Genomic DNA, 9,627 nt, shown 5'->3' on the forward strand with positions numbered 1-9,627 from the left:
CGCCGGCGCCTTCGATCCCCGACATGAACGAGGTCGTCGGCCGAGACGACCTGCTCCTGCTCACCCTGGACACCCTGCGCCACGACGTCGCCGTCGAACTGGCGGCCGCCGGACGCCTCCCGAACCTGGCCCGCCACCTGCCCGGCGGGCTCTGGGAGGAACGGCACGCCCCCGGCAGCTTCACCTACGCCTCCCACCAGGCGATGTTCGCCGGTTTCCTGCCCACGCCGGCCCGCCCCGGCCCGCACCCCCGGCTGTTCGCCGCCCGCTTCGCCGGCAGCGAGACCACCGAGGGCCGGACGTACGTCTTCGACACGCCCGACCTGGTGTCCGGCCTCGCCGCGGCCGGGTACCGCACGGTGTGCGTCGGGGGCGTCGGCTTCTTCAACAAGCGGGGCGCGCTCGGCGACGTCCTGCCCGGCATGTTCCAGGAGAGCCACTGGGAACCCGGGTTCGGCGTGGCGTCGCCGCACTCCTTCGAGGCACAGGTCGAGCGGGCCGAGCAGGTCGTCGCCGCGCTCCCGGCCGAGCAGCGGCTGTTCCTGTTCCTCAACGCCTCCGCGATGCACCAGCCCAACTGGTTCCACCTGCCCGGCGCCACGGCCGCGGCCGGCGACACCCGGGCCAGCCACGCCGCCGCCCTCGAGTACGTCGACCGGCACGTCGGCCGGCTCCTCGCCGCCATGAGCTCCCGCCGCCGCTGCTTCGCCATCGTCTGCTCCGACCACGGCACGACCTACGGCGACGACGGCTACACCGGCCACCGCCTCGCCCACCAGGCCGTCTGGACGGTGCCGTACGCCCACTTCTTCCTGGAGCCGTCCGCATGACCACCCTCGCACCCACCGCGATCACGGCGTCCGCACCGCCCGAGATCCGCCCGTACGACGCCTACGTGTACGCCTACCCCCACAAGACCGCGTACCGGCCGCTGCCCGACGGGCCCGCCCTGCGGGACCTGTGGCGCGGCGAACGCAAGGACGCCCTCTCCCTCTACCTGCACATACCGTTCTGCGAGGTCCGCTGCGGCTTCTGCAACCTCTTCACCCGCATCGGCGCCCCCGACGGTCTCACCGGCCGCTACCTCGACGCCCTCGACCGACAGGCCGCCGCCGTCCGCGAGGCCCTCGGCGACGAGGAGGACGAGGAGGACGAGGAGCCGGTACGGTTCGCCAACGCCGCGTTCGGCGGCGGCACCCCCACCTTCCTGACGGCCGCCGAGCTGGAGCGGCTCTGCGACATCGCCGAGCGGCGCACGGGCGTCGACCTGCGGGCCGTCCCGCTGTCCGTGGAAACCTCGCCCGCGACCGCCACCGCCGACCGGCTCGCCGTCCTCACCGACCGCGGCGCCACCCGCGTCAGCATCGGCGTGCAGAGCTTCGTCGCCGAAGAGGCCCGGGCGGCGGTCCGCCCCCAGCGGCGCGCCGACGTCGAGGCGGCGCTCGGCCGCATCAGGGACGCCCGCGTCCCCGTCCTCAACATCGACCTCATCTACGGCATCGACGGCCAGACCCCCGCCACCTGGCGCACCTCCCTGGACGCCGCCCTGGCCTGGCGACCCGAGGAGCTGTACCTGTACCCCCTGTACGTCCGCCCCCTCACCGGGCTCGCCCGCCGCACCGCGCTCACCGACCGGGCCTGGGACGCACAGCGCCTGGACCTCTACCGGCGGGGCCGCGACCACCTCCTCGCGCAGGGCTACGAGCAGGTGTCGATGCGCATGTTCCGGCTGCCCGGCGCGGCGCCGCAGGGACCCGACGACCACGCCTGCCAGACCGACGGCATGATCGGCCTGGGCTGCGGCGCCCGCTCCTACACCTCCGCACTGCACTACTCGTTCGACTACGCCGTCGACATGGGCCAGATCCGGTCGATCATCGACGACTACACCGCCACCGACGACTTCACCCGCGCCGTCCACGGCCGGTACACCACCGGCGACGAGGCACGCCGCCGCCACCTGCTCCAGTCCCTGCTCCAGGCCCGCGGCCTGCCGGTCGCCGACTACCGGGAGCGGTTCGGCGCCGACCCGCACGACGACTTCCCCACCGAACTCGCCGCGTTCGCCGCCCGGGGCTGGCTCCACCAGGACGGCGCCGGCCCCCTGCTGCGCCTCACCGCGGAGGGCCTGGCACACTCCGACGCCCTCGGCCCCGCCCTGTTCTCACCCGCCGTCCGGGCCGCCATGGCCGGCTACGCGACCAAGTAGCCGTCGTGGACCTCACCCTCCTGTACCGCGGGCCGCTCGCCTCCTGTGACTACGACTGCCCGTACTGCCCCTTCGCCAAGCGGCGCGACACCACCGCGCAACTGCGCGCCGACCGGGCCGCACTCGAACGGTTCACCCACTGGGCGCGCTCCCGTACCGAGGACCGGCTCTCGCTGCTCTTCACGCCTTGGGGCGAGGGCCTCGTCCGTTCCTGGTACCGGCGCGCCCTCGTCGACCTGTCACAGCAGCCGCACGTAGAACGCGTCGCCATCCAGACCAACCTCAGCTGCCGCACCGACTGGCTCGCCGACGCCGACCCCGCCCGCCTCGCCCTGTGGTGCACCTACCACCCGGGACAGACGCCCTACGAACGGTTCCTGGCCAAGCTCTGCGACCTCACCGACCGGGGCATCCGCCACAGCGTCGGCATCGTCGGCCTCCCCGAGAACCTGGAGCACGCGCGCAGGCTGCGCGCCGACCTGCCCGCCCACGTCTACCTGTGGGTGAACGCCGCGGACGGCCACACGTACACCGACGCGGAGGCCGACGCCTGGACCGCCCTCGACCCGCTGTTCCCGTACAGCCGGCGCCCGCACCGCTCCGCCGGTCTGCCGTGCCGTACCGGCGAGTCCGTCCTGTCGGTGGACGGCGACGGCACCGTCCGCCGCTGCCACTTCGTCCGCACCGAGCTCGGCAACCTCTACGACGGCTCCTACCGCACGGCCCTCGCCCCCCGCCCCTGCCCGCTGACCAGCTGCGACTGCCACATCGGCTACGTCCACCTGGAGACGCTGCCCCTGTACGACGTCTTCGCGGGCGGCATCCTCGAACGGATCCCCGCTCCCGCCGCGCTCCCGCTGCTTGCGACCGGCCCGCAGGTCAGCGGCGCGGATTGGACCATCCGCTGAGCGAGCGCGGCGTCCATGGTCCGGATCGCGCCTTGCGCCCAGCGGTGGTGGAAGCTTGGCTGGCCAAGATCAAAACGGCGGGACACGGGACGCGGCTCCGGTGCGGAACCGGCACAGGAGGAAGCACATGAAACCCCTGCTCGACGGCTGTACGCCCTGGCCCCAGGAATGCGTCGACCACTTTTGGGCGGCCGGGCACTGGCGCGGCAACACCCTCGACAACCTGCTCCGCGGCTGGGCCCTCCAGTACGGACCGCGGACCGCGCTCGTGCACGGCGACGCCCGCGTCAGCTACGCCAAACTGAACCGGCGCGTGGACCGCGTGGCCGCCGGATTCCGCCTGCGCGGCCTCGGGCCCGGGCAGCGGGTCGTCGTCCAGCTGCCGAACGTCCCCGAGTTCGTCATCACCGCGTTCGCGCTGATGCGCGTCGGCGCGGTCCCCGTGTTCTGCCCGCTCCCGTACGGCGCGGCCGAGGTCGCCCACCTCGTCGAGGTCACCGAGAGCGTCGGCTACGTCGGCCCGTCGACCCACCGGGGCTTCGACCACATGGCGATGGCGGCCGACATCGCGGCCCGCGGCCCCTTCCTGCGCAAGGTGTTCACCTTCGAGGCGCCCGGCACCGCGTCCCCGTACGGCGGCTTCACCACCGACCCGGCGGGCTGCTACTACTTCCCGCTGGACTCCGTCGATTCCCCGCCCGAACCGACGCCACCGCGCAGCGCCGACCAGGTGGCGTTCCTCCTGCTCGCCGGCGCCGGCGCCGGGACGCCGCAGCTCGTACCGCGCACCCACAACGACTACGTCTACCAGGCGCGCGCCACCGCCGGATTGGTGTCGCTCACCGAGAACGACGTGTACCTCGCGGCGCTGCCCGCCTCCGCCCACTTCGCCTTCGGCTGCCCCGGCATCGTCGGCACGTTCTCGGTGGGCGGCGCCGTCGTCCTGGTGGACGAGCCGGAGGACCGGGACGGACAGGACGGCCAGGATCCCGCCGCGTGTCTGCGGGCCGTCGAACGGGAGCGGGTCACCCTCACCTCGGTGGAACCCGAACTCGCCCACCGCTGGCTGGACGTACTCCCCACCGTCCGGGCCGACCTGAGCAGCCTGCGCCTCGTACAGATCGGCGCCGGCCAAGGACACCGGACGACCGTCGAACGGCTGGGCTCCGCTCTGGGCTGCGCGGTGCAGCAGGTCTTCGCCATGGCCGAGGGACCGCTCACCCTCACCCGGCCCGGCGATCCGGCCGAGACGGTGCTCGGTACCCAGGGCCGCCCGCTCTCGCCCGACGACCAACTCCGCATCGTCGACGCCGACGGCAAGCCCCTGCCCGACGGCGAGCGCGGCGAACTCCTCGCCCGCGGCCCTCACGTCCCCCGGGGCCACTACCGGGCGCCCGAGCACAACGCCCGCGCCTTCACCCCCGACGGCTACCTCCGCACGGGCAGGCTCGCGCACCGGACCCCGGACGGCAACCTGGTGGTGGCCGGCCCGGTCGAGAAGGCCTGAAGACGCCGACCGCCGGTCCCGGCGCGACCTTCCGTACGGCGTGGGGACAGCACCGTGTTCCGATCGAAGATCGTCGACCAGTAGGATCGCACCGCAACACGACGCGAAGGGGAGCTGCGGTGGCGCGGGTTGCGGTGATCGGTGGGGGAATCAGTGGGTTGGGGACGGCGCTCATGTTGGGCCGCCGGGGGCATGCGGTCACATTGTTCGAGCGGGACGCGCGGGCGGCCGGCGAGGATCTGAACCAGGACTTCTACGACTGGCCCAGGCCCCGGATACCGCAGGCCGTCCAACCCCACTCGTTCCTCGCTCCCGTGCGCACCGTGCTGCGCGCCGAGATCCCGGACGTCTACGCCGACTTGCTGGCGCGCGGAGCCCGGGAACACCACGACTTCGACTGGTTCGGCGAGCATCCCCCGTACCGGGACGGCGATGAGGACCTGGTCAACCTGCGCACGCGCCGCATCGTGCTGGAGGCCGCCCTGACGGCGGCCGTGCGGCGCGAACGCGCCGTCGACGTACGGCGGGGCCACCCGGTGCGCGGCCTCACCGTCGAGGGGGGCCGCCCGCCCCGGGTCACCGGGGTACGGGTGGGTACGGACACGTACGCCGCCGACCTCGTCGTCGACGCGGCCGGTCGCCGCTCGCCGGTCCCCGACTGGCTCACCGCGGCCGGCTGCCGCCCGCCCGTGGTCGACAGTCACCGGGCCGGCATCGCCTACCTGTGCCGCTGGTACCGCCTGCGCGCCGACGGCCCCCGCGACCCGGGACGGGTGAAGACCGGCTCGGCCGCGCCGTTCGCGCTCGGTGGCGTCTTCCCCTCCGACAACGACACCTTCGCGGTCAACCTGGTCCTCTCGACGGGCGATCCGACGCGGGGCGCGTTCACCGACCCGACCGTGTTCGAGGCAGCCGCCCGGCTGTTCCCCGCAGCCGCGGCCTGGCTCGACCTGGCCCCCGAGCCGCAGTCGCCCGTACTGGCGATGGCCGGCCTCGACAACCGCTGGACCGGTCTCGCCGACGACGACGGGCCCGTCGTCACCGGCCTCGTCAACGCCGGGGACAGCCTCATCCACACCAACCCGACCCTGGGCCACGGCGCGGCCCTCGGCCTGCGCGCCGCCCAGTACCTCGCCGGCCACGCCGACCGGATCGCGGTCGATCCCATGGGTTACCACGCCTGGACGACGCGGGAGCTGCGGCCCTGGTTCGACGCGCAGGTGGCGGCCGACCGGGCCAACGAGCAACGCCTGGCGGCGAGTGCGCCGCCCCCCGAGGACCGGTGGGCCGCCGCCCGAGCCGCCTGCGCCTTCGACGATCCCGTCGTCATGAGGGCCCGCGCCCAGGTGCGCCACCTCGTGCGACCGGCCGCCGAGGCCTACGGCACCGACGAGGTGGACCGGCACGTCACCGCGTGGCTGGCGGCCCACCCGGACTTCTCGCCCCGGCCCGACGGCCCGACCCGCGAGCAGTGGACCGCGCTCGTCCCGAACTGACCGCTCACCCGATACCGGCGGTCGGCGCCGCGGTGCCCGTGTCGCCCCGTGCGCCCGGCGACTGCCGTGTTTCGTTCAAGGGGATGACCCCCCGCGCGGCCTAGGCTCGGGCCGTGGGACAGGCCGAACTACGCGCCGTCGAGGGCGCCGGACCATTCACCACCCGGCGCACCTGGCGGCTGCCCGACGGCGCCGAAGCCGTCTGGGAGTCGCGCCAGGCCCGCCGCCGGGGGGTGCTCGCGGTGCGCGCACCGGGCGAGCCGACCGCCCGCCACGCCCGCGCCGACGCGGTGAGCCTCGTACGATTGCGCCGCCTGAACTCCATCGCCGCGGTCGCCTTCGTGCTCGGCGGCGCGCTCTTCGCGGCGGGCGCGGCCATCGCCCAGTTCGGACCGGGCGACGCGATGACGAGCGCCGGCGTCTACTTCGTCGGCGGCCTGTTCTTCACCACGGGCGGCTACGTCTCCCTGCTCCAGGTGATCAACGCCCCCCGGCACGTTCCGGCGGGCGCCGACGCCCTGGTCACCCGGCGGTGGCGGTGGTGGAGCTACGAACCGATGCACCTGGACTGGCTGTGCGTGTTCGCCCTGTTCGCCGGCACGTTGGTGTTCGGGGTGAACCTGCTGGACTCGTTCCTCCAGGGGCTGACCGTCCAACAGGTCAACCGGCTGATCTGGACCCCCGACGTGATCGGATGCCTGCTCTTCCTGGTGTCCGGGCACCTGTCGTTCGTCGAGGTCTGCCACGGCCGGGTACGGGTGCTCGCGCGTGACCTCGGCTGGTGGATCGTCGCGGTCAACCAGCTCGGCTCGGTCCTGTTCATGGTGTCCGCGCTCGCCGCCTTCACCCCCCGGGTCACCGGCAGCGAAATCAACGCGGACATCGCCAACTGGGGCACCCTGCTGGGCGCCCTCTGCTTCTCGGTCGGCGGCGTGCTCCAGTACGCGGAACGCCCCCTGCCGCCGGAGCCCGGGCCCGGTGATCGGGGCACCGTCGGAGCGATCCACCGGCGATGAAGGCAAGGAGCGCGGGCTCCGGGCGGGCGGCGGTGGACACTGTGGGCATCGTGCGCGTCCTCGTCTCTCGTGCGGTCGACGATCCACGATCTGCTGATCGTCACAACGCCGTCGCAGCCGCACCGGCGGGGCGCACGCCGCCGACCTGCCCGGATGTGTGACAACCCGATGGACGGCTCGGTTCTTTGTCCACTTTTGAGTGAAAGGCCCCCGGGGGCACTGCACTTCGCACCCCGGAACCCGCGATGGTCTTCCCAGAGGAAACGGACTCATCGACGGGAACGGGACATTGCACCTGATGACATCGCACCTGAGGCGCACCGGAACGATCCTGGGCGCGGCCGCGCTCACCCTGCTCGCCCTGCCGGCCAACGCCCACGCGGCGGCGGTCGCCTGCGGCGGCGGCGTATCGACCGGCCGGGTGGCCGTCAACGGCTGCATCAGCGCCCAACGGGGCTCCGCCGGCCGGTTCCCCACCCGGGAGATCACGGCACACATGAAGGCGCGCAACACGGGCACGAAAGCGGTCAACGTCACCTACGAGGCGTTCTTCCGCGTCGTCGACGGCGGTCACTGGGAGAAGATCGGCAACGGTCGCACCCACGTCCGGCCCGGCGAAACCGTCGGGCCCGTCGAAGTGGGCAGTTCGACCCGCGTGTGCGGCCCCGTCCGGGTCGAGATCCGGGTGCACGCCCGCGCCGACGGCGCCGCCTGGAGCGGCTGGTCACCCGCCGCCACGAAGCAGTGCCAGACCTGAGGGGGCGAACGCCGCGCGACGGCGGCTCCGCGACTGTCCGACCGGCGGACCGTCAGCGGCCGCCGGCGGCCCACCGGATGGCGGCACCGGACGGCTCCGAGGACTCGCACGCCCTCGACACGGCACCGCGGACAGCGGAGCGATACCTAGTTGATATCGGAGGCTCCCAGACTGTGCGCATCGGCGCCGGGGGGTTCCCGGCGCACCGTCCCTGGAGGATCCCGATGCGTCGTCAGCTCACCGCCGTGACCGCCGCCGTGGCGGCCGGCATCGTCGCCCTGGCCACCCCGGCCGCCGCCGCCCCGGCCGACAAGCCCCAGGTCCTGAGCGGCTGGACGCAGACCAGCGCCGCCAGCCACAACTCCTGGGTCGCCGCCCGCGCCAACCAGGGCAACTGGTCGGCCTACGGGTTCGACTGGTCGACCGACTACTGCTCCTCCTCCCCGGACAACCCGTTCGGCTTCCCCTTCCAGACGTCCTGCGCCCGACACGACTTCGGATACCGCAACTACAAGGCGGCCGGATCGTTCAGCGCCAACAAGGCGCGGCTCGACGACGCCTTCTACGCCGACCTGAAGCGGGTCTGTACCGCCTACTCGGGAGCGACCCGCACCTCGTGCGACTCCACCGCCTGGACCTACTACCAGGCCGTCAAGATCTTCGGGAAGTCCGCCGTCGTGGACAACGGCGCCGTCGCCTGACCCGGGTAGGGCGCACCGCGACCGTCCGGGACCCGCCGCCCGCCGCGCGGAGGCGGGCGGGCCCGGTGCGGGGGACCATGGGCACATGCGATGGCGTGCGCGCGGTGCGCCGGCGGTCGCGGCGCTCGCGCTCCTCCTGGGGGCGGCCGGCCCCGGGCCCGACGGCGGGGACACCGGACGAGCCGTGGACATCGGCGGCGGCCGGAGCCTGCACCTGCGGTGCACCGGCTCCGGGAGCCCCACCGTCGTGCTGCTGTCCGGCCTCCACGAGGCGTCCGACCCGTGGTCGCTGACCGACACGACCCCGCCCGTACCGAAGACGCCCGCCGTACTACCCGGCGTGGCCGCGTTCACCCGGGTGTGCACGTACGACCGGCCCGGCACTCTCCGCTACACCCGGCCACCCACGATCACCACCCGTAGCACGCCCGTACGGGGAACCCGGGCGCTGCCCGACATGGTCCGCGACCTGGACCGGGTGCTGACCGCCGGCCGGGTACCGGGCCCGTACCTGCTGGTGGGGCACTCCTTCGGCGGGATGCTCGCCCTGCGGTACGCGCAGGAGCACCCCGGGCGGACGCGCGGACTGGTCCTCGTCGACGCCCTGGGACCGGGGCTGAAGCCGGCCATGGGCGAGGACTGGGCGGCGTACGTCACATCCCTGCGCCACCCCGGTACGCCCTTCGACGACGACCCGGACTTCGAACAGGTCGACATCGACGGCGGTGTCGACGCCATCGACCGGGGCGGCCCGCTGCCCCCGGTCCCGGTCGCGGTGCTCAGCAAGACGGCGCCCTTCGCGGCGCCGGCCACCATGGACAAGGGCCTGCTCGCGAAGCTGGAAGCGGCCTGGCCCGAGGCTTAGCAGGCATTGGTGGGCCTGCGGCCGCAGACCCCGCACCTGCGGGCGACCGGCAGCGACCACTACGTACAGCTCCACGACCCGGACCTCACCATCGCGGCGATCCGGCTGGTCGCCGACCGCGCCGCGACCCTGCCCGCACCGAAGTCGCCCTCCGGCTGACCGCCGGAG

Annotated in this window: 10 protein-coding genes; all 10 read left to right on the forward strand. The window is 73.6% G+C overall.

Annotated features, from left to right (window positions below):
• Nucleotides 1-23 precede the first annotated feature (23 nt).
• The 10 genes from AB0D46_RS27255 to AB0D46_RS27300 all read left to right on the forward strand — a co-directional run bounded on the left by AB0D46_RS27255 (nucleotide 24) and on the right by AB0D46_RS27300 (nucleotide 9,618).
• Nucleotides 24-830, forward strand: a complete 807-nt coding sequence (locus tag AB0D46_RS27255; RefSeq protein WP_362881208.1) for an STM4013/SEN3800 family hydrolase — start codon at nucleotides 24-26, stop codon at nucleotides 828-830.
• Nucleotides 827-2,209 (forward strand): STM4012 family radical SAM protein, encoded by a 1,383-nt coding sequence (locus AB0D46_RS27260; protein ID WP_362881210.1) that lies wholly within the window; start codon nucleotides 827-829, stop codon nucleotides 2,207-2,209. Before AB0D46_RS27255 ends, AB0D46_RS27260 begins: the two co-directional genes overlap by 4 nt.
• A gap of 5 nt (nucleotides 2,210-2,214) precedes the next feature.
• The gene (locus AB0D46_RS27265) at nucleotides 2,215-3,117 is read left to right on the forward strand and encodes an STM4011 family radical SAM protein (RefSeq protein WP_362881212.1); all 903 of its coding nucleotides are present in this window, start codon (nucleotides 2,215-2,217) and stop codon (nucleotides 3,115-3,117) included.
• A 127-nt stretch (nucleotides 3,118-3,244) separates the two neighbouring features.
• Nucleotides 3,245-4,624 (forward strand): AMP-binding protein, encoded by a 1,380-nt coding sequence (locus tag AB0D46_RS27270; protein WP_362881214.1) that lies wholly within the window; start codon nucleotides 3,245-3,247, stop codon nucleotides 4,622-4,624.
• Between the two features lie 119 nt (nucleotides 4,625-4,743).
• Nucleotides 4,744-6,120 carry an FAD-dependent oxidoreductase gene (locus tag AB0D46_RS27275; RefSeq protein WP_362881215.1) on the forward strand — a complete coding sequence of 459 codons (1,377 nt, stop codon included), beginning with the start codon at nucleotides 4,744-4,746 and terminating at the stop codon, nucleotides 6,118-6,120.
• A gap of 113 nt (nucleotides 6,121-6,233) precedes the next feature.
• On the forward strand, nucleotides 6,234-7,136 hold the full coding sequence (locus AB0D46_RS27280) for a hypothetical protein (protein WP_362881217.1): 903 nt from the start codon (nucleotides 6,234-6,236) through the stop codon (nucleotides 7,134-7,136).
• A gap of 298 nt (nucleotides 7,137-7,434) precedes the next feature.
• Entirely contained in the window at nucleotides 7,435-7,893 is a 459-nt protein-coding gene (locus tag AB0D46_RS27285; protein ID WP_362881219.1) for a hypothetical protein, read from the forward strand.
• A gap of 224 nt (nucleotides 7,894-8,117) precedes the next feature.
• On the forward strand, nucleotides 8,118-8,594 hold the full coding sequence (locus AB0D46_RS27290) for a phospholipase (RefSeq protein WP_362881221.1): 477 nt from the start codon (nucleotides 8,118-8,120) through the stop codon (nucleotides 8,592-8,594).
• A gap of 85 nt (nucleotides 8,595-8,679) precedes the next feature.
• Nucleotides 8,680-9,459, forward strand: a complete 780-nt coding sequence (locus AB0D46_RS27295; RefSeq protein ID WP_362881222.1) for an alpha/beta hydrolase — start codon at nucleotides 8,680-8,682, stop codon at nucleotides 9,457-9,459.
• A gap of 9 nt (nucleotides 9,460-9,468) precedes the next feature.
• Complete coding sequence (locus AB0D46_RS27300; protein WP_362881224.1) at nucleotides 9,469-9,618, forward strand: hypothetical protein; 150 nt, start codon at nucleotides 9,469-9,471, stop codon at nucleotides 9,616-9,618.
• Nucleotides 9,619-9,627: the final 9 nt, after the last annotated feature.

It is taken from the genome of Streptomyces sp. NPDC048383, assembly GCF_040651775.1.
Classification (GTDB): Bacteria; Actinomycetota; Actinomycetes; order Streptomycetales; family Streptomycetaceae; genus Streptomyces.

What these genes read in the sequence shown, in the direction of transcription:
- AB0D46_RS27295 (WP_362881222.1), top strand. Translation starts at nt 8,680, where the DNA reads ATGCGATGGCGTGCGCGCGGTGCGCCGGCGGTCGCGGCGCTCGCGCTC.
- AB0D46_RS27255 (WP_362881208.1), top strand. Translation starts at nt 24, where the DNA reads ATGAACGAGGTCGTCGGCCGAGACGACCTGCTCCTGCTCACCCTGGAC.
- AB0D46_RS27260 (WP_362881210.1), top strand. Translation starts at nt 827, where the DNA reads ATGACCACCCTCGCACCCACCGCGATCACGGCGTCCGCACCGCCCGAG.
- AB0D46_RS27285 (WP_362881219.1), top strand. Translation starts at nt 7,435, where the DNA reads ATGACATCGCACCTGAGGCGCACCGGAACGATCCTGGGCGCGGCCGCG.
- AB0D46_RS27270 (WP_362881214.1), top strand. Translation starts at nt 3,245, where the DNA reads ATGAAACCCCTGCTCGACGGCTGTACGCCCTGGCCCCAGGAATGCGTC.
- AB0D46_RS27290 (WP_362881221.1), top strand. Translation starts at nt 8,118, where the DNA reads ATGCGTCGTCAGCTCACCGCCGTGACCGCCGCCGTGGCGGCCGGCATC.